This is a genomic window from Bacillus sp. Bos-x628, from assembly GCF_040500475.1.
Lineage (GTDB): Bacteria > Bacillota > Bacilli > Bacillales > Bacillaceae > Bacillus > Bacillus maqinnsis.
The window spans coordinates 2944296-2964693 of record NZ_CP159358.1 but is presented as its reverse complement, the minus strand read 5'-3'; the positions used below and the strand labels follow the sequence as shown (position 1 = coordinate 2964693).

Below are 20398 nucleotides of genomic sequence, written 5' to 3'. Positions count from 1 at the left end.
CTACGTAGGGCCAGACGATTAACACCCCGAGTTTAAAAAATTGTGCGCAAGTTTTATTCGTCAGATCGGGCGGTTTTTCTTGGGGCGCTTGGGGGCGTGCGGCTTCGTGTATTTTTCGCGATTATTATTGAATAACGTATTCATAACGTTGCATAACGAAAGTAACAAAAAGACGTTCTGTTACATTCGCATTCATAATAAACGTTGATGTATTAAGGTTCATCACCGTTCAGTTAACGCAACTAAACGAATGTACTTTATGCACTGCGTCAGCCCTGCCATGACGCTATTCGTGCAGGCTACCTATGCCGGTCACTATGTATAGAATCGTGCATAAACGGAATGGCTTCGGCTTCGACCCCTTGAGTTTCGGAAGACCTCGTACGCCAGCGGCGTCTGCTTGGTAATCGACATTGTTAACCGGTATACTATCGTCACCCTACCGTCCACCTTCGTACTATATTATATACACCGCTTGTGCCTACCGTTACATAGCGCCTAATGGACGTACCCTACTCGGCTGTTCAAACGCTACCTACCGTTAGTATGTTACGTTCATTTACGTCCTCATTATATAGGATACATATCCGTAGTAACTACACTAATAAACTTATATGTCCGTTGTAATATCGCCTATCCTTCCGAATGTACTTAAGAGATAGCGGACGAGGCGAAGCCTCGTCCGCAAATATTCATTCATTATACATGTTGCGTATATGTGAGACGGAGCGTAGCGGAGTATCACTAGGTTTTAGATTTAGAAGATAAGAAGTAATTTCCGACCTCAAAACGCTGTATCCCACGTGGCTCTAAGCGCCAACCCCGTTTTTGCATGTACGAATAAAGTCGTACTTTTGGCGTTTTTGTACGAATGAAGTCGTATTGATTATCATTTAACACGTTCTAATTGAGAATGAATGAAGGTATCCACGAACTGACTTCGCCTCCACACCGAATCAATATTCATATAAACATATTTTTATACGATATAATGTGTTCTGTTTTCGCCACACTGAAAGCACGAAAAAGAGACGCTCACCATGAACGCCCCTATTTTCAGTCGCTTTCGTCTTCTATATCGATCAGTTCCCGTATGTCTTTTACGTTTAGTGCCGCCGCTATCTTCGCCAAATGGTCGAGCTGGACTCGGTCTCTTCTATTACGGCATAGGTCGCTTATTGCGCTCGGTCTTATGCCGGTCAGTTCAGCAAGGGTTGCTTGCGTCATATTTCTCCGTTCGATTAGGTCGCCGACTTTAAGTTTGACGTTCATTTACCGACACCTCCTACGAAAATTATAACGCAAATACGATATTTTTGTAAATAACGCATTGACGTTATAACGCTTATACGTTATAATTAAGGTATAGAAAGGAGGTGAAAACGATTGATTGAACTAGTTACGAAAATATCCGTCATACTTGCGTCGTGGTTGGCGATCATCAAAACCGCAATGGAAATCAAGACGATACGACGGACAACAAAGAAAAAGCGACGGTCTCCCTCCAAGAAGAAACGTCGCAAGTAAACGGACGGGGCGCTAAGCCCCGGTTCAATCAATTATACCACATATGCGTAAAATTAACACGGTTGATCTACTGCTCATTATCGTTTTGGTCGTTTGGATTGCGTTTATGGACTACGGTTCTATGCAGACGATTGACTACGTAGCCATCGGTACCCTTATCGTTTTCGGCGGCGTGGTCGCTCTAAAATCGCTAATAAAATGAGTCGTCAGGCAGCCGTTCCTACCTAGAATAATGCGACGCAACTAAGGCGGCTCTGACGTACTAAAATCGTGGAGGAATCGTTGAATATGATCGAATATAATTGTTCGGATTGTTCAGACGTAGAAATCGAAACGGCCGCTAAATGTCTGAACTGCGTCGACCTTCGGAGATCGGCTGATGGACGTAAAATTAACGGCTTTAAACGGTTCAAGTTCGCCGGCTGATTCGCTACAACGTGCAGCCGAACTATTTAAAAGAGAACGCGAGCATGCGCCTGACGGCTTTGACTTCGGCTTTAGGCTCGCTCTAATCGCGTTCGGATACGATATAACACTAGAAGGGGATGACGTATAATGAAACGTTTTATTACGATAACAATCGCTGTGATCTTAGGTGTTTTCGGCTTGACTCCGCCTGCCAATGCGGCCTCACCCACCATTACGGTAAAGGTTGACGCACCCTACTACACGCCTAAAGCGACGTCAGTGGACGTTGTGGCATCGAAAAGCAACGGCAGTCGCGTTTACTACACAATGACGCTTCAGCAACAATACACGGACGGTTGGAAGTCGAAACAATCGCAAAGCGGCGAGTTTGTTAAAAGCACGCCGACCAAACGCTTTTACACCTCGACAATGACAAACGGGCAATATCGAATCAAATTAACGGCATATAGCAACGCAACCAAGACGAAGAAAATCGGCACTTACTATTCGAAGAGCTTCGCAGTGACGAGGTGGTAAGCGCCTAAAATACGAAGGAGGACGACGATATGAAATTCCGCAGATTCTTGTACGGATGGGCTAGGTTTTTGGGAGACGTTAACGCGATGAAGAAGAACGATGTAGGTGGACGTATCATGCGACGCAGCGTCGGAAGGGCTTTCGGAAGGTTGTTTAAATAAGCGCAAAGATACGTTATAATACGAAGGTTGTGAGGAATGATGAACGTGGATAGACCGCAACCAGGCGATTATGACGTATCTGTCGTTTATAATATTCGCGAGCTACCGGACGTTAAGAGCGGTCGTTGCGATAATTGCGATACGTCGAAATTTAAGAGTTCGATCAAATGCGGAGTATTCCTCCGCAAGTGTTCCAAGTGCGGACTGACTAAGCGAATATAGCACAAAAATAAAGACGCCCTCAAAGGCGTTCAGAATGTCGAGGAAAGAATTTAAAACTCCAAATAGGGATTATTTACTAATTTTACGTATAAGTATTGCATCTTAAGGCTATTTAATCGAAAATGGAAATTGCTGTACATAATAGTCAAGGAGGATACGTAATATGAAGAAAGTCGTTTTGGGGTTTATCGCTCTGTTGCTGATGTCGTCTGTGTTTGGGAACAATGTCAATGCTGTAGATAACATCAAGAAGGATGATGCTGTACAGGTAAAAACGATTCAGGATTACCGGGATTACCTATCTGACATTATCTCAAAAGAAGGAAAAGATAGCGATGCTGTCGAAGTGCTAAACAAGTTTGATGCTCTCTCGAAAGACAAACAACAAAAATTCGTAGATACCATGAATGATGAGAGAGCTCTAAAGGAAATAATCGAAATGGATGAACCATCTCTGTCTGCTAACACAAAATCCGAAACTACTGCTTTAAATGGCGATTATAAGATTATTTCAGAAGAGGTAAAAAATGAAAATCCACCATTCTCTATCAATACCGCAACTGAAAGAAGAGCAGCATGGGCACACACACATACCTTATTTGCTGTGCCACTTGTTAAAACAACTATAGAACTTTATTATAAGGCTGATGGGAAAACACTTATTGGTTCTCCTAGGAAAGTATCTTCGTTCATAAATTATATCTATTTCCCTCCTGTGAAACTAACTAAGAACGGAACTAGAAAAGGAGGCATGGAAGTATTTTACGGTATGCAAAGATGGGCTTGGCACTTGATCTCTTCAAAGTGGGGAACTCAATACGGAACTAGAGAGCAGTATGTCTATGTTGAAGGCGGTACGCTCAAAGTTTGGGGCAAGAACAAATATATTAACTAAGCTGAAAGGATGTTATATCTATGGATAATCCAGACAAAAAAAAGAACGAGAAAGAGATTACAAAAACTAAATTGGCAACAAAAGTCCTTTTATTGATCGGGTTATTCTGTCTAGCACTCCTAGCTATATCAATCCATCTCATGATTAAATAAAAAGATTGTATAGAAACTCATGCCTTTCTACAATCTGGACGCCCTCAAAGGCGTCCTTTTTCGTTTATTTAGACGGCGAACCGCCCGGCTTTAGTTCGCCTGTTTTAGTGATCGCTTTAACCACCCGTCTCACCTCCCGCAGTAAAATCATACCATATTATCGCGCCTTCTCAACGTTAAATAACGCAATCAACGTCTTATCCGGCGCTTTAGATTGGCGATAGAAAACGTTAGGATTAAACGTGTATCGTTCCGGCTCACTTCCGACTTTAACGCGAGCAATAACATATTCGCTTCCGAATTTCATCGCTTTCAGACGGCGACCGAGCGTATCAGGTACCACACCTATCGCGGCAGCTAGACCGGCTCGACTGAACCATCGAATGGCTCGCGGATTAGATTCGTTTGGATTTTCGCAAAGAGCGTTAGTATCGAAATGGATATACGGAAGCATTCGATAAATAAGCCCGATGTCGGTCGCTTTGACTTCGCTGTAAACCCGTTTAATTTTGGCGCTGTAGATTTTAACAACGTGAGGACTGCGGAAGTTGCCTTTAAAGTGATAGCGTTCATTTACCGAGTAACCAGCGTCATTCTTCCGTATAATATCGTGCTGAACAGCCGCCGCAATGAAATCGTAGAAAGTCTGGCGCTTTTTCGTAAGCTGAAGTACGTCCATCATGTCCGAGGTATCCATCGGAGTTTTATCGTGGCTGGACTTAATTAAAAGACCGCCATAATCAACGTAGCACTGTAGGAGCATCAAATAACCGCATTGGGCCGTCGTAAGTACGTCATATACCTCGTTAATGTTCGGCATTTCTGCGTTAGTAAATTCGCGCCGATCCTCCGTTTTATTTAATTGCTGACGAAATGCAGCGTCTTGATTACGATGCCTTAGAGAATAGATACCGGATAGGTCTTCGCCTGTGTTAACGTCAATGACGCGCGGTTTATTCTGATTCATACATACGCCCCTTTTCGTATTTATCGCAAAACAAAAGACGCCTATTGAGCGTCTAGCCTTACCGTTTTAATGCCGGTTGCTATATTTACGGTGAAGTGTCCTTCAGTACGCCCTTTTATGAAGGCGTTATATCGCTTGCGCAATTCCTTATTGCGGGATTTAACGTCCTTGTTCCCCCACACCCTCCGAACAGGTCGTCTATAATTACGCCCCCCAATATCGACCGAAGTTGCTTCACTAAGCGGAACTTCTCGTCCTGCACCTTCTGGTCTCTTCCTTACATGGCGATCATCTTTACGTCTGTTCTCCTGATTTTCTGACATGATCGGATATTCTGCGGTTGACATTTTATTTCGTCGCATGTCCGAGAGTTCTTCGTAAAGAATTAAGTCAGATAAACGTTCCAATGCGTTATCGGGAGGGGTACCGTCGTATGCCGTAATCAAAGCGTCAATTTCTGCGATGCGTTCCCCGCGCTCCAAGACGCCCGCTTTCGTTCTTTCGTATAGTGCCGTGATGGCTTCGTGCAATTCATCCTTCGACAATTAGGCGTCCTCCTTCGTATATGCGTTCAATAAAAGCGATAACACACGTGGTGAAATTCTCGGATGGTTCATGGTGTCGTAGCACCAACGTTCATACCGACGTAATTCCTCGATTTCTTCCTTCGTTAATTTGTCCGTCATCAAACCGCCCCTTTCGTCGTTCCATAACCTTCGCCATGTGACGCCCAATAATAGTAGATGTCTGCGATTTTATTAAAGGCGTAATCTAAGTAGTTATTAACGTTCTGTTGTGCGATACCCATAACTTCGCCCGCCTGTGTTTGCGACATATCCTCGAAGTACACCAACCGAAGCGCCTCGTATTGCTTGCCGGTCAGTTCCGCTAGTTTAATGGCGTGATCGAGGTCGATTAGAATATCGCAAGCGGCCATGTCGCCAAGGAAACGTCGTTGTCTTAGCGTTGTGTAATCGGCTAGTAACGCTTTGATGCCGTCAGGGTCGTCGAGTTTATATTGCGTTTCGTACCGTAAATGCTGGTCGGGCTTTTTCGTTGATGCGCCCATTACGACACCTCCCCATCAATTCCGCACAATAAATAAAGGAATTTAGTTTCAGCGCTAACTGCGCCGAACTCCGTTGGGTTTATTACATGGGCGGGGATCTCTTCCGATTCGATGAGATCGTCATAGGGGATTAAGTCATCATCCCAAGAAACGTCTAATTCTTTCGCGGTGAAGTCGGTATATGGAAGTACGTTTAGTGATGAGAAGTGCATAAAGTCGTCATGTTCGTTTTGAATAAAAAACGCACCTTTACTTTTCCTAGTCAGGACGTCGCAATGCACCACCACAGCATTCATTCCTCGAAATAAGAGATTGAATAGCAGAAATGGTATTGCGCGGTCACTCATCTCTTCACAGTGATAGAAATACCACGATGGCTTGTAATCAAATGGTGAGTGTTTAATACGATCAGACTGCCATTTAGCGATTGTAAGTCCTCCCGTACCTGCGCATCCGTCGTAGCTAGTAGTCGACTCAAGTCCGCCGTCAGTAACTCTCGCTAACAGGTCCGCCACACTACGCGGAGTAAAATCTTGTTTCTTGTTTTTCCTATCCGCGTGCTCATCCTGAAAGTATTCGTGAAATACGTCCTTCTCGGTAGAGTTAAGCGCCGGATCAGACACGAATTGCCGGAATACTTCCTCGCGACGCTCCCGATCGAACAAAATCTCCATAAGTTTTGACGGCGCTTTATATGAATCGTCTATTCCAAAGATACGATTAATTTTTTCCGTTACTAATTCGCCCAATCATATCGCCTCCTTCGTTTGATTTCCGTCTATAAATCGTTTATAATCGTCTTATAAAATAAGCGAGGTGTGCCCACATGGCCTTAGAATGGATTTCCGCAGTAAATAGTACCGCATATATTTCGTTAGATAAGCAGAGCCGTATTTACGTTAACTCGGCCGCTAGGTCTTTGATTGGCCTGCCGACTAATGCACCGTTTCAACTAACAATCGGTTACGACGCAGCCGAATCGTGCCTAGTTGTTGCGAAGCCGGAAAAGGTAAAGACGGATGTACAGCCGTTTAAATTTGATAAGCGCGCATACAGTAAAGCAGCTCGACGCGTCTTAGAAGGCGCAGGTCTTGAAGGACGTGAATTGCCGATACGGTTCTACTTGATCGGCGACGGCGAGGCGTCTAAACAGCCGCATCTAGCATATCCGTCCGGAACTTACGCGTTCGCCTTAAGTTGATCGGCAAGAGCGAGCCCGATATACCATGCAACCCGAGAAGCGATTCCGTTTCCGACAATTCTGTACTGAGCCGATAATGATATGTCGTTAGGCAATACATAGGTGTCCGGAACGGATTGAATTCGGAGGCATTCGCGGACAGTGAAACGTCGTGGTTCGTTATTTGGGTGAGTATAACTGCACCTATGATGTGCTGTCACAGTTGCTCCGGGCCTATCGAAGCTCTCTAATCTATTTGCCATTTCGTATTTTGTCGCATAATTATTAGAAAGATGACCGCCATTAGACTGCTGACTTGGTTCCGGTATATCCCCGATAACATCTCGCAATACTTGCGTCTGATAATCGCCCTCCAAGGGCTTCGGAAATTCGAATGTGAACCCGAGGTCTTTTCTTATCCCCACAATAAACACGCGCTCACGCTTCTGGGCTACTCCGTAATCCCACGCGCTCATAACGCGCCAACTAATCTCGTAACCTATTTCGTTAAATTTCTCGATAAGCAAGTCGAAGGTTGGGCGATGGCGCTTCGATATCAACCCTTTTACGTTTTCAAATACGAAGGCTTTCGGTTGTTTTCGTTCTATGATTTCGAGATAACGCCACACTAATTTACCGCGCTCACCGTCTGCCCCAGCGCCTTTACCTGCAACGGAGAAATCTTGGCACGGAGGACCACCGAAAATAACATCTGTGTTCGGCAATGTGTCGATATCTACAGCGTTAATGTCAGCTTGCTCAACGTGGTCACCGAAATTATGTCGATAGGCTTTTACTGCGTTTTTATCGAAGTCGAGCGCCTTTACAATATCGAAGCCGGCCGCTTTGAATCCGACTGCGCCGAGACCTCCTCCGCAGAATAATTCAAGTACGGTAAGCCCATTCGCTGGTTGTTGCGGTGTTAAGTTAAATTCGCCCATGAATTCGCTCCTTTCGTTTAATGGCCCGGGATGCAGTGATACGTCTCTAGGACTTGTTAAAACAGTGTAAGCCGCCTCATCCCATAAAACCGTTCGCTTCCTAGATAAATAACGAGAAGAATAACGTCCATCTTGCGGATTAGGTTCGTGATTCGGAACATCCGTCATCTAACGCCCTCCCTCGCCATTATCTCGTCCAATTTCGTGTATAAATCGTCAAGCGTACCGTCATTTGCGACTTCGTAGTCGACTTCGAAATTGTCGAGAGCCGTTTCTGTCGGATGGTTCATATCGGCCGCTTTAAATACGTCGCCACGTCTTTTAGCGCGTTCAATGCGGATTTCAGTAGGTGCCGATATGCGAATGATAGTGAACCCCTCCGCAATTGCTCGCTCGTACTCCGCCGGCTTCCTCATGTCCGCGATCAGCACGTTGCTATCGCGGCAGCAGTGCAATTTTTCATGCTCTTTGATGCGTCGGAACAAATAATCGACCCATACGTTTTCGGCGCCGGGCACGTCTAGCTCCGTAATACCGTTGATAAAATCACGCATTGGCTGACGTTGCTTTGAGTCGCCACGGAGGTGCGGAAACAGCTCGTGAAATATCGCCTTGCCTTTTGCGGAAAATGTGAACGGGAAGAAATCGTACATAGTCACGAGATACTTAACGGCTTCGTCTTTGCCGGCGCCCAACCGACCCGTAATTGCGAGCTTCATAGGCCGGCCTTCTTTAGACCGATGATTATGTCAGCGATAAAGTTTCCGGTTAGCTCCATTTTTGTGCCCCCACCAGACGCTACCTTTGCGAGCTGTTCGCGGAGGGCGTTGAATTCCGCTTGATGGTGCGCTACGGTACGTTTTAATTCCGCCACCTCTGCGCCTAGATTGGCAAGGACGGTGATGACGTCGGATTCTTTCGGCTCGGTAGCGTCTTGAACCGGAGTGAGGACGTAGTAGTATCCGTGGCAAATCGAACACACAGCCTCACCGGTATCGTCTTTATACTCACGCACATACACAATATCAACGCCTGCCGACGTAACTATGGTGTCAATTCCGTCTGATTTCCCGTTTTCTTTATTTACGTAAAATACACGCTCGCCCACTTCCGCCTTACGATCTTCTAAACGATAGCGCTCGCCGTCAATGTGGACGATGTCGGTCGGTTCGAGTACGTGGTAGTAATTACCCGCCTCTCCGACTCTCTGTATTCCGTCATCTAGAACGAAGTGATTATCAAAACCTTTGAAATCTGCAATAAGTGCGTTCTTCACGCTATCGTCCTCGATAATCAATCCATAATGGCCTGCATTAGCTACGTCCCCTGATGTATTCTCCGGCTCTACAATTACGATCATCTCGCCAACATTTGCGGCTCTATCCACCGCAACATATTCGCGATCAACGCCGAGCTTTTCGTCCTTCAATACGTGTATGGTACGTTTTTCTTCCGTCATCATTCCGCCTCCCTATTTCGTTATAATTTCCGCCTTTAGCCGCTGGCGCCCGAATGCTCTCGCCTCGGAAACGCCCGCAACATATAAGTCAATGTGTCCTTCCATGATTGCGCCACCTCGATCTTCGCAAGTTCTGACGCCAATGCCCTCGATATTCAGACGAGTACCGAACGCCATTGACGGCGGGCAAGCAATCGTATGACCCGTTTTGGTTCGTGCGCCGCTTGCCGTGATTCCGTAGTCGGCGTGGTTAGGCGACTTGCCCGTAGACTCGGCGCCGTTTGTGTACGCAGTCACTTCGTAGGTGCTAGTCGGTCGTGGCTGTCGTTTAGGCGGTTTTAGTTGCGCCGATTTGGTCGCCTTCTTAAGCGCCTTAATTTCGTCCTCTAACGTTTCAATGCGTTCATTGGCTCGTTGTAAAGCCGCTTGTTCAACCGTTAATATTGGCAAGGGCTTTTCCGCAGGTTGTTGCGTACATAACAAACCGCACGCAATCGTCATGGTCGTCATTATACCGATGCAGACACCCCCTCGAAGAATTGCGCAGTCCACGGCTCTACTTCGACTACCTCTCGGCGCAAGGATTCGGCAAGGTCGGCGATTTCCGCTTGGGCACCGTTGCCACGCCGTCTCTTAGCGTAGAAGTCTAGTAGAGCGCGTAGGTTGACGGTCAATACGAGATTAGTAGCCGCGGCTTGCGGTAGGACGGCTCTCGCATCTTCTGCCGGTACGCCTGCTTTACGGAGATCGTCGTATGCTTCCTGTGCTTTTTGCATCGCATCTTCGAATATATAATCCGCAGTAAGTTCGTAGTCGTCAAAATCAGCCGATTTCTTTGACGTCTGAACTTTTTCCGGAACCACGTAATCGAAACCGCTTGACCTATCACCGCTACCCATCCGCACATAACGTTGTGATTGGACGCTGAAGCTAAAGCCGGCGCGGTGACGTGTTAACTGCGCTAATAAGGCGCGGCTGACGCCTTCGACCGCAAAGGTGAACGTTAGGTACTCAAGGGTCGATGTGTGTTTTGATGCGACAATCTGCCGGAATAGTCGGTCGGCATCCGTATCCTCGCCGCCATCTGACGCCTTAGAGCCGAAATACTTGGCGCCTTCTTTGGCTACGATTTCAGACGGTTTGTTTGCGCTGTAACACGTTCTGATTGCGGATAGTGCGACCGCTTGGCCGTCTGTACATCCGTAATCGTCTAAGTGATTCCCGTCGCATCTCTCGATAAAAACGTCATAATTACCGTGGTCAAGAGATCGATAGAATTTATTGCTTAATTGCGTATGTGCGAGTAGCTGTACGTTCATTTTAGTTTCCGCCATTTATTCTACTCCTCCTCCGTATCCGCTGTGGCAACTACTTCCGAATATTCCGATTGAAACAATTAAAGTTGTTATAATCGCCGAATCTATAAGGGGAATAAAAAATACTGTCAAGCCGGCATAGTTATCCGACTCAAACGCAATAAGCTGTGTGATCAAATATGCGAAAAAGAAAACACATGCTCCGTATATAATCCAAAACCGCATCTATTCGTCCTCCTTAATTATCGTAAATAGGTCCTCAATAAACTCGTAAGCATTCTCGATTACGCAATCGGATTGGTAGATAGTTTCGGCGCAAGTCACTCCGTTTTCTTTCATGAAACGCTCAACTCGCTCATACAACGCATCTTTCACGACTACACCTCCTTATCCTCTTCGCAATCCTTCACTATTTCGCGCATTTTCTCAACCGTCGTTACTCGGAAAGTAACGTCATCTTTTCCGTACATTTCGCAGTCGACGACATAGTCACGAAAAAGATCGTTCATATAGCCGAGGTCGCCCGTTCCGTAAAGTTTTCCGTTCAAGAAGCAGGCGTAGATTTGCGGCATTACAACAGCTCCTTGCCCATCGGCTCGCTGAAATACTCCGGATGCGCCTTTCCGACTCCGCTACTCCCGAAGCCCCCCGCACCTCGTTCCGTATCTTCCAGCGCATCCACAACCGTAAAGGTCGCTTGCTCTACCGGTTTGATGACCGCTTGGGCAATTCGGTCTCCTTTGCGGATTTTATACGTCCATTTCGGATGATGACCGATCATCCGATCGATTTCTCTACTTACCGTAAGGGGTCCGTAATCATTCGGAACCGCTTCGTCCTTCTTCGCGATATTATCCACGATAACGCCAACTTCGCCCGCGTACCCGCTATCTACCGTTCCTAGTTGAACACGTAGGTTCGTTTTTAGCGTAATGCCCGATCGCGGTCGAATCTGCATTTCGTAGCCTGTCGGAATCTCGAACGCCAAGCCCGTTGGCACCAGCGCCGTCTCGCCCGGCTCGATAATGACGTCTTCCGCCGCGTATAGATCGAAGCAGGCGTCCGTCGAATGTGCGTATGTTGGCGTTGTTGCGTCAGCTGATAGTCGTTTAATATTTACGTTCATCATTTTTCCTCCTCCAATAGTTCGAAATCGACTGATTCCGAGTAGTAGCCGTTAGATGACCCAAACCAACGAATAGTCACATCGCCTTTGATAGTCGCGAACTTATAAAAAGTCCACGTGTATGAATAATCGGAATCTCCTTCTGGCGGTTCCTCTTCGCTGGTTACTTCCTCAGCCATCAGTAACGGATGACCGATTAAATCGGAAAGGTCTCCGCAAATATCGTTTATGTGAACGTCTTCGCAACAGTTCTGATAGTGGTACATACGATACTCTTTCCCGCATTCTGTAGCGAAAAATAATACGTCGTCTCCGTGCTGCGTGACCTCAACGAGCGTCTTGCCAAGTAAGTCGGATACTTCTGCGTCAATAGCGCCCATCTACTCGCTCTCCTTCGCCTTCTTACCGTCCTCAAACGGCAGCGTCATTACGTATAGTAAGAACGGCGCTCCCGCCGCCACGAACCACCAAAAGCCCGCCGCATGTGCGTACCAAAATGCCGGCACGATTGACGCCGCTATTAGAGCGCCTCGGTTAATCGTCTGTCGCATACGTTCATCTCCTCCGCATTGTATCTACTTAATAATACGAACCGTATTTGCAAACCGCGCAATATCAGCCGAATTAATTTCGCTTTCATAAGTACAGTCGCATGTGGGCGAAGGAAATCGGGACATTAATCTGCGGAAAAATAAAAAATAACCGAATATCAGGCGCTTTTACTTCGTCTCCAATTAGACTCGCGGATGAGTTCGAAAGTCCACCCGTTATAATCATCGCGATCACCGCGGAGACACTTCTTAATGGTCGGTCGGTGTAGGCCATGCTTGGATGCGAAGGGCCGTAGGCCGGAAACCGTAAATGATTCTCCGGAAGGCGACGTCGCTTTGAATAGTAGTTTTGTTACCGACACATCTCGATATTTTCTATTAATCTCTCTTGTCACAAAGCAACACGTATCCGCCGAATACACTCGTTTAGATTTACATAAATCGAACTGTCCTTATCTAACTCAAGTGCTCCTTTATCGAAAAGTTCCCTATCAAATCCTTCAATGCCCGTAATATCCTTCAAAAACAATTCGAAGGAGTGCCAACGTTCACAGACGGAAACGCCGGCCCCTCCGTAGTTAGGATAACCGCTGCTAGATTTGTCATAGCAACGTTCTAATATACCCGACCACACGCTATACTCGCGTTTATATCCAACCATCTTCGTATCTCCCAAATAACCAACTCCGAAGACTGAACGCTGGAAACGGTCTTTTATTTTACCGCGCTTTATCTCGACTTTTTCTACGTCTCTTTCGTAGCCAGTTTCAATAAAGCGAATACGAAATAATGAAGTTCCGTTCTTTTTTCTCCCGACGAAACGCACAACTTGATACGATTGATCAGCGTTGTTTTTGAAGAACCTACCGACTAACTCATCGCTAATCATCGAAAAAGAAATCCTCATCGCGGATTGCCTCGGCCGTAGCTTTCTTGTATCCGTTACCCTTTAAACTAAACATATCAAAGGATTTCGTCTTCGTACTTAGTCCGTTTATCACAATCGGATTGACCGGTTCATCCGGAAAATGCGCATCAAATCCGAGGTTCATGAGCGCCTTATTTGCGTTGTATCTAACGAAAGCCTTAACGTCATGTTGTAAGCCTACCGCGCCATAAACATCGTCTGTGTATGCGACCTCGTTTTCGTATAGATCCGTTAGAAGCCCGACTGCCCAATCGTGTAAATCCGCCTTAGTTCCGTCCATTTGACGATTGTATATTTCTTGCGCCAATAAGCCGACATATACGCCGTGAATCGCTTCATCACGAATAATTAAGTTGACTATCTCGCCGCTCTGCATCATCCGCCCCTGTCCGTAAAAATACAACGGATAATAGAAGCCGCTATAGAATAAGAAACTTTCGAGAAACACCGAAGCCGCCATCGCTTTATATAACGAAATGTCGTCGCCTGCCTTGATATCGCGATAAATGTCGGTGATCAGTTTCGCTTTACGCTGTAAGTATCGGTTGTTGCGTACCCACTCGAAAACGGCCGTAATTTCTTCCGAAGGCGCAAGCGTCATAAAAATATTCGAGTAGGACTTCGCATGGACTGCGTTCTCCATCATCGCCATGAAATTAAGAACGGCTTTTCGCTGATGACCGTCAACGTGCGCCATGATGGCGGGCATGCCGGTGTTTCCCTGCTCCGTATCTAATAACGTCAGACCGGCGAGCACTTTCATATACGTACCACGTTCGTCAGATGTCAGTGCCTTCCATGCGAGTAAATCGCCGTTTAGCGAAATCTCCTCCGGCAGCCAAAACTGCTTGACGTTCTGATCGTAGAACATAGCCGTGAAATTATCGTCTTGTTGCGACCAGTTGGCCGCTGTGAATGTCGTCAATTATTCGTCCTCCCCTGATCTCCAAGCGTCTTTGTATTATGGGATAGTCTAAACGATTTCTCTCCGCTCTCATAAGCCTTTGTGTTATGCGAAAGTCTAACCGCTTTATCTTCGTTTGAATACTCCGTCGTATTTCTAGCTAAACTGCGCATGATAAGCATCCCTCCTGCCCCGTATCCTTAGTGCGCGCATAATAAAGCGTCTTGATGCCTTTGTGGTGCGCGTACAGGTCAATCCGATTCAGATCACGCGTCGTCATCGTATCTTTTAAGAACAGCGTAAATGAGATGCCTTGGTCGACGTGCTGTTGAATCGTCGCGATCATATCGACGACCTTAAACATATCCATGTCGTACGCTTCCTTATAAAAGAACCAGTTTTGCGGCGACAGCCCCGGCATCGGGTAGTACGTCTTTGAGTTTCCGTAAGTCCGTTCCTCAATGCGCTCCATAATCGGCATGACCGAAGCCGTCGCCGACTGTACATACGAAATTGAGCCGTTAGGTGCAATCGCAAGTCTATAGGCGTGGTATAGGCCGTGCTCTCGGACATTATCCGCTAACATTTCCCAATCGGCTACAGACGGCAACCAAACGCCTTCAAACAACGTTTTAACCTTCGCTGATATCGGATGATAGTAGTAGCAAGTGTCAGTGTACTTCTCGAAATACTCTCCGCTCGCATACGTCGACCCCTCGTATCCTTCAAATGTCGTTCCCGTTTCCTGCGCCAATTCATTCGAGCGCACTAATGACCAGTAATTAACCGTCGCGAAAAATACGTTAGCAAAGTCACGCGCTTCTACCGACTCATAGGCGATTTGATTTTGCGCTAGGTAGCCGTGTAAGTTCATCGCGCCGAGTCCGATAGACCGCATCTCTCGGTTAGCCTTTGCGACGGCTGGCGCATTTTTGATACTCGTAGACTCCGAAACTACCGTAAGCGCATCGACGGCTAGTTTGACGGCGTTTTCGATCGAGCCGCCCGCCATTACATTTGCGATATTAAGAGAGCCGAGATTGCACGAAATATCTAAGCCGATATTATCCGGTTCGCCGTAATCGGTGTACTCCGAAACTTTAGACGCTTGAAGCACCTCCGAACATAAATTAGAAAACTTGACGCGACTGATATGATTTAGCGCATGGGCGGCGTTCACGTTGTCCTCGAACATGATATACGGATATCCCGACTCGGAACGCAATACGGCCATCTTTTCGAGTAGCTGGCGTGGGTTTATCTGCTCCTTACGTACCGCCGGATTATTTACGAGTTCATCGTACATCGCGCCGATGTCCATTTCGTCTAAATGCGTGCCGTACGCCTTATAGACCGTGTGCGGATAAAACACGTAAGCCGGTCGATCTTCTCGCGCTAGTTCAATGAATTTATCCGGCACAACGACGCCAATTGATAGCGTCTTGACTCGTACGTCTTCGTCTGCCGAGATTTTTTTGGTGTCTAGGAAATCGTTTATGTCCGCGTGGAATACGTTTAGGTACGCCGCACCTGCGCCTTGTCTTTGCAGACTATTCGGACGCGCTCGCTACACACGCCCCGCCTTTCGGCTGCTCCGTGTTACCACGAAGATTAGACTATATCTTCGCCCACGTGGGGCGCCTCCTGTTTCGACTGCCAATCGCTTGCAGCCTACGGCTTTCGCCTAGTCGTTGCACGTTCAAGAGACCTTATTAGATTTCTGAGCAATTAAGCCAGTTCGGACCGCGTGGTCATAATTTTCTTTAGGAGTTACCCACTCGAGATTTTCTATAGAGAAATTGTCTTTATTCCCATCGATATGATTAACAAATTGCTTGTCTTCGGGATTTGGTATGAAGTATAAAGCAACGAGTCTATGGACATACCTCTCGAATCTCACACCATTCTTAAAAAGCACAACTATCGGATAATGTCCTCTCCTAGGTTTTGGCTTTATAAGAGTACTATCCGAAAGACGCACTACGCGACTCTTATTCGTCACACCGTAGTTAGGGAATTCCTCAATCACTTTAACCTCTTCTTTTTCGAGTGGTGTAAATGGGATCGATGTCTTCCTTAAACCGAGTTTTATAGCTCTATGATTTACCGTTTCTCTTGAAACTCCTAAATAGTCCGCGATCTGTCTCTGAGTCATATTCGTATAGTTGTCGATAATAAATTGCTCATCAATATTCGTTTTATTGTGTGGTCGTCTTGCTTCGCTCATGATTGTCCTCCTTTAGTAGTGTGGCCCTACCGCTTTGAGGAGTTCCCATGAATTAAAGAGGTTTTCGATCGCCATTGCTGACGAAAGGGGCCAATTCAACCCATCTGATCCGCATATCGGAACGCATTATCGAGTAGCTTCATTACGCCAACCACGCCTTTAGTCGCCCCATCAACGTCCTTGATTGACTCACCTTTTGCGCGAATCTTCGAGAGGTTAAGCGATACACCTCCGCCCAATTTCGATAACTGCATCGAAATGTCAATCGCACGTGAAATATCGTTCAGCGAATCGTTAACTTCGAGCAGGAAACACGACACCATCTCGCCTCTACGTTTGCGTCCGGCGTTTAAGAACGTAGGCGTCGCCGGTTGATATTCTTGACGGATCATTAGTTTCGCAAATTCGATCGCTTTGGTGCCGTCACCTTTCCCGAAGTACAACGCACAGCAAGCGATACGGTCTTCGTAGCGTTCGAGGATTTTCTTACGGTCGTTCGTCTTCAGCGCGTAGTCGTTATAGAATTTGAATGCGCTCATGAACGAAGGGAATCGGAACTTGGCGGCGTATGCCGTTTTATAGACCGCCTTGATCTCCTCGAAAGTATAAGCGTCTAGGAATTCGGTCTCGTAGTAATCGTTTTCGCGCAGATAGTCGAGCTTTTCTTTTAAATCGTGGAAAAATACGGTGTTTTGATTTACGTAGTCTATAAAATAAGCACGGACGGCTTCTTCGTCTTTATCGAATTGAAACCGACCGTCTTTTTGAATCATAATTTCGTTATTTAACTCGATGTATCGCTTCAAAGCGCCTTCACCCTTTCCGTGAATAATTGAACGTCCTCATCCGTTCCTGCCAGCTCGAACTTTGCGATCACCGGCACGTCATAAGCGTCCGCAATCACGTCGGCTGCCACCCCGAAGTTATCGCCCCATGCACGATTGCCCGACGCCGCCACACCGACCAATAGATCGCCATTATCCTTAAGCCACTCGCTCACCGTTGCGGGCGGCTGTCCGAAGTCGTAAGTCGGCGTTACCAGCACGAACGGTTCCTCGACGACTTCTCCCGCCTTTATTTCGTGTGATTGCGCCCCTAAACCGCTTTTAGCGATAAAGCGACGCACATTGCCGGTCAGCGAGTAAAAGTAAACGTTCATATATTCGCTCCTGTTGCATGCGCTAGTAAGACCGCGATAGGTACGACTAGAAGGACGATAATCGTAATCTTCGTTGCGATCTCGTCGAATGTGTGCGCTTTTGTCGCCCCCGCCAAAATTGCGAGAATTGCGAGGCAGAATAACGCAATGTACGTACTCATCCACGCTCACCTCTCCGTTCAATTTCCGCTTCTAATTCCGCAATTCTAGCCACCGTCCGATTGCGTTCGATTTCCGTCTCGGCTCGCTTTAATTCGAGACGACTAAGGCAGTATTCGTGGTCAGCCAAGTCCGCCTCAAGCCGCCGTTTCATGTCGAGTAAATTAGCCAGTGGCGCAACGAAAATATCACCGTATTCCATCGTCACTTACCTCCGATCGTGTCGAGGATTTCTTTGATTGCGTAGTATTCCGGATTCAAAACCGCTTTTATTCCGCTCGCCATTAAGAAATACGAAATTACCACAGGCAGCACAACCAACAGAGCGATCGATACGATTACAGCGGCCCATTCTACGTCCAAATAGTCTAAATCACTATTTTTTATAGTGCGGGATATAATAACCGAAACTACTACCGCGACTGCGATAAGCATCAGTCCTCCGCCAATCTTAGAAACTCCGTTAGCCACCGCCTGATTAACGAGAACCCCGTAAACATGTTCCGCCGCAACTCCGAGTTTTGCGGCTAATTTGTCGATGTAAGCCATCGCTTTATCCATTTGCGCCCGCCTCCTTTGTACGTTTATAGGAGAATTTACCTTCCGGAATATCAAACGGAATGCCGTACGGGTCTTTAAACACCGCGTCTCTTAGGTTATTATCGTATAAATAGACCTTGTTATACCGCGCCTTAATTTCTCCGCCGGTAATGTCGTGACCGATCAAAACCGTTAGGTTCCGTTTTCTCAACCACCAAATCGCTAGTTTCGTAATCATTCGGCACCCTCCTTCGTTGCGATCTCAAGCACCCGTCGAACAGCCAATCCGTTAAGCACATGCGTAAAGTCAATCGCATTCTTTTGCTCGCCTGTATATTGATTAAACATCATCCCAAGAGCCGCGCTAGCCGCCGTAAAGAATGACGTCAAATCAACGTCCTTTAATTCCGAAATGAAATGCTCTGAATCCTTTTTAAAAACTTCTTCTAATGCGCCTATGATTTTAATTACGTATTGTTCGTGTCTATCCATCCGAATCACTCCATATCGATTTTATAGTCGGTCGTAATCGTGTTTTCCGGCAAGTAAAATTCGTACGTGTTCTTACCCGTGCTCTTACCGTAGAAAAATCGTGTAATAGCCGATTTATATTGGACGTCATAAGTAAGAACGTAAGGATTTTCGTAGGCACCCTCTCGAATCTTCGACGATAGGATTTCCGCTTTATTGATAGTCGTGAAACCGTCCTTCTCGACCGCGTAATAAAAATACGGTTCGGCGGAGGCTGTTCCCGACCCTAAAACGAATCTTCCCGAGGATTCGGATGTGTCTTTTAGCGAGGAGACTTCGGTTTTGACGGGATCTGCCGAATGAGTAGGCAAGAAAAACCCCGGAATAAGCACGATGCATACTGCGAGTAAACCTGCTAACATTCCGAAGCAACCCGCGGCTAAGTAGTCTAGAAAATCCACGTAAGCATACCCGATCGAGCCAAGTAGGCAAACAGCAAATCCTATAGAAACTACAACAAAAGTAATAATTAAGCCTGCGCCCATCTATTCCGCCTCCTATATTTTAATTAACGATCAGACCGCTTTGCCTGCCGCTATGATCTTTTCGCGAACAAGATACGAAAGCCCGATCGCCAGTGCATCTGATTCATCGTCTGTCCTGAACGTAAAGTCTTCCGGTAGCGAAAGCATTCGTCTTACGCCCGCCTCTACTTCGTCTTTTGATGCGCTACCTTTTCCGGTCACGTCCTTTTTAACCGTTGTCGGCTGTATTTCTACGTCCACCTTGTAGCCGTACTTGCCTAGCGCTAAATCAATCGCCGCCCATGCTCCGAACACTGTTTGTGTCGAGCGCTTATTTCGTCCGCCGGTAAAATGCTCACGGACAATAACGTCAACCGGTCCGAATTCGTGGAGAATCATCGTGGTTGCCGCTTCGATATATGCGTAACGGTGGCTATCCGCTGATTTACTCGTTGTGCTGACCGAAGATAGATGGGCGATACTGACGTGCGGCTTGGATTTACGGTATTTTAAGTCGAGCACCGCGAACCCGGGATTCGTCGATATATCTAGCGCGAGAATGCGGATAGGATTGGTGGCGGTCACGAATACCACCTATAGAATTCGATTTCCTTCGTCTTTAACGCCTCTGCCGCAAGTTTTTCCGGGTTATCTGCGCCATTTGCAATTGCTTCCAAAACGTCAATGTACAAGTCGTCCTCCATGCTGTGCGCCCCCTCGTCGTTGTCAGCTTCATGGCGGATATCATCAACGCGTTCCCGAACGTCATCTACTGTCATCAAACTGCCCCCTCCGAGAACACGTATACTGTATTTTGGGTTTGCACGATTAAACTACTACTTGTCCTCCAGTCAGAGTTGTATGCGACTATTTCGGTAGTGACAAGGTGTGTGTCTACGTCTGGAAAATCGACTACTAGGCGTCCCCCCAAACGAACGTTTCCGATACGGCATAATTCACCCGTAAGGCTTTTCT

The 20398-nt window shown here is 46.7% G+C and carries 32 protein-coding genes and 2 pseudogenes; 6 read left to right on the top strand and 28 right to left on the bottom strand.

What is annotated here, in order from left to right; genetic code table 11:
• Positions 1–1056 precede the first annotated feature (1056 nt).
• Complete coding sequence (locus ABVJ71_RS15340; protein ID WP_353854794.1) at positions 1057–1272, bottom strand: helix-turn-helix transcriptional regulator; 216 nt, start codon at positions 1270–1272, stop codon at positions 1057–1059.
• 634 nt (positions 1273–1906) lie between these two features.
• Between ABVJ71_RS15340 and ABVJ71_RS15335 the strand changes: the two genes are divergently transcribed.
• The 5 genes from ABVJ71_RS15335 (at position 1907) to ABVJ71_RS15315 (ending at position 3902) form a co-directional block, all read left to right on the top strand.
• Entirely contained in the window at positions 1907–2083 is a 177-nt protein-coding gene (locus tag ABVJ71_RS15335) for a hypothetical protein (protein ID WP_353854793.1), read from the top strand.
• Complete coding sequence (locus ABVJ71_RS15330) at positions 2083–2472, top strand: hypothetical protein (RefSeq protein ID WP_353854792.1); 390 nt, start codon at positions 2083–2085, stop codon at positions 2470–2472. Before ABVJ71_RS15335 ends, ABVJ71_RS15330 begins: the two co-directional genes overlap by 1 nt.
• A gap of 197 nt (positions 2473–2669) precedes the next feature.
• Positions 2670–2855: a hypothetical protein gene (locus ABVJ71_RS15325; RefSeq protein WP_353854791.1), complete on the top strand. Its 186-nt coding sequence runs from the start codon at positions 2670–2672 to the stop codon at positions 2853–2855.
• 163 nt (positions 2856–3018) lie between these two features.
• Complete coding sequence (locus ABVJ71_RS15320; RefSeq protein WP_353854790.1) at positions 3019–3750, top strand: hypothetical protein; 732 nt, start codon at positions 3019–3021, stop codon at positions 3748–3750.
• 20 nt (positions 3751–3770) lie between these two features.
• Positions 3771–3902 carry a hypothetical protein gene (locus tag ABVJ71_RS15315; protein ID WP_353854789.1) on the top strand — a complete coding sequence of 44 codons (132 nt, stop codon included), beginning with the start codon at positions 3771–3773 and terminating at the stop codon, positions 3900–3902.
• A gap of 157 nt (positions 3903–4059) precedes the next feature.
• On the opposite strand, the gene ABVJ71_RS15310 is transcribed toward ABVJ71_RS15315, so the two are convergent.
• From ABVJ71_RS15310 to ABVJ71_RS15290, 5 genes are read right to left on the bottom strand one after another with little or no spacing between them, the layout of a single operon-like run.
• Positions 4060–4869: a hypothetical protein gene (locus ABVJ71_RS15310; RefSeq protein ID WP_353854788.1), complete on the bottom strand. Its 810-nt coding sequence runs from the start codon at positions 4867–4869 to the stop codon at positions 4060–4062.
• Between the two features lie 41 nt (positions 4870–4910).
• A complete protein-coding gene (locus ABVJ71_RS15305; RefSeq protein ID WP_353854787.1) occupies positions 4911–5414 on the bottom strand; it encodes a hypothetical protein in 504 nt (167 codons plus the stop codon).
• A complete protein-coding gene (locus tag ABVJ71_RS15300) occupies positions 5415–5555 on the bottom strand; it encodes a hypothetical protein (protein ID WP_353854786.1) in 141 nt (46 codons plus the stop codon).
• Positions 5555–5938 (bottom strand): DUF134 domain-containing protein, encoded by a 384-nt coding sequence (locus tag ABVJ71_RS15295; protein WP_353854785.1) that lies wholly within the window; start codon positions 5936–5938, stop codon positions 5555–5557. The genes ABVJ71_RS15300 and ABVJ71_RS15295 overlap by 1 nt, the downstream gene beginning before the upstream one ends.
• Positions 5938–6687: an N-6 DNA methylase gene (locus ABVJ71_RS15290; protein ID WP_353854784.1), complete on the bottom strand. Its 750-nt coding sequence runs from the start codon at positions 6685–6687 to the stop codon at positions 5938–5940. Before ABVJ71_RS15290 ends, ABVJ71_RS15295 begins: the two co-directional genes overlap by 1 nt.
• A 77-nt stretch (positions 6688–6764) precedes the next feature.
• Between ABVJ71_RS15290 and ABVJ71_RS15285 the strand changes: the two genes are divergently transcribed.
• Positions 6765–7139, top strand: a complete 375-nt coding sequence (locus tag ABVJ71_RS15285) for a hypothetical protein (protein ID WP_353854783.1) — start codon at positions 6765–6767, stop codon at positions 7137–7139.
• On the opposite strand, the gene ABVJ71_RS15280 is transcribed toward ABVJ71_RS15285, so the two are convergent.
• From ABVJ71_RS15280 to ABVJ71_RS15175, 22 genes and pseudogenes are all read right to left on the bottom strand, one after another.
• Positions 7118–8227 carry a DNA cytosine methyltransferase gene (locus ABVJ71_RS15280; protein ID WP_353854782.1) on the bottom strand — a complete coding sequence of 370 codons (1110 nt, stop codon included), beginning with the start codon at positions 8225–8227 and terminating at the stop codon, positions 7118–7120. The two genes, ABVJ71_RS15285 and ABVJ71_RS15280, sit on opposite strands and share 22 nt — an antisense overlap.
• A complete protein-coding gene (locus tag ABVJ71_RS15275; protein WP_353854781.1) occupies positions 8224–8778 on the bottom strand; it encodes a dephospho-CoA kinase in 555 nt (184 codons plus the stop codon). The genes ABVJ71_RS15280 and ABVJ71_RS15275 overlap by 4 nt, the downstream gene beginning before the upstream one ends.
• A complete protein-coding gene (locus ABVJ71_RS15270) occupies positions 8775–9521 on the bottom strand; it encodes a hypothetical protein (protein ID WP_353854780.1) in 747 nt (248 codons plus the stop codon). Before ABVJ71_RS15270 ends, ABVJ71_RS15275 begins: the two co-directional genes overlap by 4 nt.
• Positions 9522–9530: 9 nt before the next feature.
• Positions 9531–9695 carry a 3D domain-containing protein gene (locus ABVJ71_RS15265; RefSeq protein WP_353854779.1) on the bottom strand — a complete coding sequence of 55 codons (165 nt, stop codon included), beginning with the start codon at positions 9693–9695 and terminating at the stop codon, positions 9531–9533.
• 332 nt (positions 9696–10027) lie between these two features.
• Positions 10028–10852, bottom strand: a complete 825-nt coding sequence (thyX, locus tag ABVJ71_RS15260; RefSeq protein WP_353854778.1) for an FAD-dependent thymidylate synthase — start codon at positions 10850–10852, stop codon at positions 10028–10030.
• Positions 10853–11211: 359 nt separating this feature from the next.
• Positions 11212–11406 (bottom strand): hypothetical protein, encoded by a 195-nt coding sequence (locus ABVJ71_RS15255; RefSeq protein WP_353854777.1) that lies wholly within the window; start codon positions 11404–11406, stop codon positions 11212–11214.
• Positions 11406–11960, bottom strand: coding sequence for a deoxyuridine 5'-triphosphate nucleotidohydrolase (locus ABVJ71_RS15250; RefSeq protein ID WP_353856710.1), 555 nt, complete (start codon positions 11958–11960; stop codon positions 11406–11408). The genes ABVJ71_RS15255 and ABVJ71_RS15250 overlap by 1 nt, the downstream gene beginning before the upstream one ends.
• Entirely contained in the window at positions 11960–12340 is a 381-nt protein-coding gene (locus tag ABVJ71_RS15245) for a hypothetical protein (protein WP_353854776.1), read from the bottom strand. Before ABVJ71_RS15245 ends, ABVJ71_RS15250 begins: the two co-directional genes overlap by 1 nt.
• A 562-nt stretch (positions 12341–12902) precedes the next feature.
• On the bottom strand, positions 12903–13400 hold the full coding sequence (locus ABVJ71_RS15240) for a hypothetical protein (protein WP_353854775.1): 498 nt from the start codon (positions 13398–13400) through the stop codon (positions 12903–12905).
• On the bottom strand, positions 13393–14364 hold the full coding sequence (nrdF, locus tag ABVJ71_RS15235) for a class 1b ribonucleoside-diphosphate reductase subunit beta (RefSeq protein WP_353854774.1): 972 nt from the start codon (positions 14362–14364) through the stop codon (positions 13393–13395). Before nrdF ends, ABVJ71_RS15240 begins: the two co-directional genes overlap by 8 nt.
• A gap of 139 nt (positions 14365–14503) precedes the next feature.
• A pseudogene (locus ABVJ71_RS15230) lies at positions 14504–15889 on the bottom strand (ribonucleoside-diphosphate reductase subunit alpha); the annotation flags it as partial.
• A gap of 153 nt (positions 15890–16042) precedes the next feature.
• A complete protein-coding gene (locus tag ABVJ71_RS15225) occupies positions 16043–16570 on the bottom strand; it encodes an HNH endonuclease (RefSeq protein ID WP_353854773.1) in 528 nt (175 codons plus the stop codon).
• A 98-nt stretch (positions 16571–16668) separates the two neighbouring features.
• A pseudogene (locus ABVJ71_RS15220) lies at positions 16669–17376 on the bottom strand (ribonucleotide reductase N-terminal alpha domain-containing protein); the annotation flags it as partial.
• The gene (gene nrdI / locus ABVJ71_RS15215) at positions 17373–17729 is read right to left on the bottom strand and encodes a class Ib ribonucleoside-diphosphate reductase assembly flavoprotein NrdI (RefSeq protein WP_353854772.1); all 357 of its coding nucleotides are present in this window, start codon (positions 17727–17729) and stop codon (positions 17373–17375) included. The gene nrdI and the pseudogene ABVJ71_RS15220, both read right to left, overlap by 4 nt.
• Positions 17726–17890: a hypothetical protein gene (locus ABVJ71_RS15210; protein WP_353854771.1), complete on the bottom strand. Its 165-nt coding sequence runs from the start codon at positions 17888–17890 to the stop codon at positions 17726–17728. The genes nrdI and ABVJ71_RS15210 overlap by 4 nt, the downstream gene beginning before the upstream one ends.
• Positions 17887–18096 (bottom strand): hypothetical protein, encoded by a 210-nt coding sequence (locus ABVJ71_RS15205; protein WP_353854770.1) that lies wholly within the window; start codon positions 18094–18096, stop codon positions 17887–17889. The genes ABVJ71_RS15210 and ABVJ71_RS15205 overlap by 4 nt, the downstream gene beginning before the upstream one ends.
• The gene (locus tag ABVJ71_RS15200; protein WP_353854769.1) at positions 18093–18449 is read right to left on the bottom strand and encodes a hypothetical protein; all 357 of its coding nucleotides are present in this window, start codon (positions 18447–18449) and stop codon (positions 18093–18095) included. The genes ABVJ71_RS15205 and ABVJ71_RS15200 overlap by 4 nt, the downstream gene beginning before the upstream one ends.
• Positions 18442–18666 (bottom strand): hypothetical protein, encoded by a 225-nt coding sequence (locus ABVJ71_RS15195; RefSeq protein WP_353854768.1) that lies wholly within the window; start codon positions 18664–18666, stop codon positions 18442–18444. The genes ABVJ71_RS15200 and ABVJ71_RS15195 overlap by 8 nt, the downstream gene beginning before the upstream one ends.
• The gene (locus ABVJ71_RS15190) at positions 18663–18920 is read right to left on the bottom strand and encodes a hypothetical protein (protein ID WP_353854767.1); all 258 of its coding nucleotides are present in this window, start codon (positions 18918–18920) and stop codon (positions 18663–18665) included. The genes ABVJ71_RS15195 and ABVJ71_RS15190 overlap by 4 nt, the downstream gene beginning before the upstream one ends.
• A gap of 5 nt (positions 18921–18925) precedes the next feature.
• On the bottom strand, positions 18926–19444 hold the full coding sequence (locus tag ABVJ71_RS15185; protein ID WP_353854766.1) for a hypothetical protein: 519 nt from the start codon (positions 19442–19444) through the stop codon (positions 18926–18928).
• Positions 19445–19474: 30 nt separating this feature from the next.
• Entirely contained in the window at positions 19475–20008 is a 534-nt protein-coding gene (locus ABVJ71_RS15180) for a crossover junction endodeoxyribonuclease RuvC (protein WP_353854765.1), read from the bottom strand.
• Complete coding sequence (locus tag ABVJ71_RS15175) at positions 20005–20202, bottom strand: hypothetical protein (protein ID WP_353854764.1); 198 nt, start codon at positions 20200–20202, stop codon at positions 20005–20007. Before ABVJ71_RS15175 ends, ABVJ71_RS15180 begins: the two co-directional genes overlap by 4 nt.
• Positions 20203–20398: the final 196 nt, after the last annotated feature.